This is a genomic window from Gluconobacter sp. DsW_056, assembly GCF_002153595.1.
GTDB classification, from domain to species: domain Bacteria; phylum Pseudomonadota; class Alphaproteobacteria; order Acetobacterales; family Acetobacteraceae; genus Gluconobacter; species Gluconobacter albidus.
Genome location: NZ_JOPF01000028.1, coordinates 1 through 527, shown reverse-complemented (window position 1 = coordinate 527; position 527 = coordinate 1). Strand labels below are relative to the sequence as shown.

Genomic DNA, 527 nt, shown 5'->3' with positions numbered 1-527 from the left:
AACGGGCAGAGAGAGCAGGCATGGCACGAGGCGATCTGACGGATCAGGAATGGGCGATGATTGGTCCGCTTCTGCCGCCTTAGCGTGGACGTTGGGCACGTCCATCTGGAGACAATCGCCAGTTTCTCGATGGTATGCTGTATGTTCTGCGCGTCGGTTGTCTGTGGCGGGACACGCATGAGCGCTACGGCAAATGGAACTCGCGGTCTATGTTCGGTTCCGGCGTTGGGCTGAACAGGGTGTCTGGGATACCCTGCTGCAAACCCTTGTAGACCTGGGTCTGACTGATAACTGGCAGCATATGCTCGACAGCACCGTAATCCGCGCCCATTCACAGGCCACTGGGGCAAAAGGGGGGCTCATGCGGAAGCTTTTGGTCGGTCACGCGGCGGCTTTACGAGCAAAATCCATGCCCGATGCGACAATCAGGGACGCCCTCTCGGCTTTGTCCTTACCGGCGGCCAAGTCTCGGACTATAAAGCCGTCAATGCTCTGATGGCACTTCCGGCTCCGAACCCCAAAGCCAT

General features: G+C 58.4%; 1 pseudogene. It reads left to right on the top strand.

Annotated elements, in window-relative coordinates:
• Positions 1 to 107 precede the first annotated feature (107 nt).
• Positions 108 to 272, top strand: a pseudogene (locus HK22_RS15550) (transposase); the annotation flags it as partial.
• Positions 273 to 527: the final 255 nt, after the last annotated feature.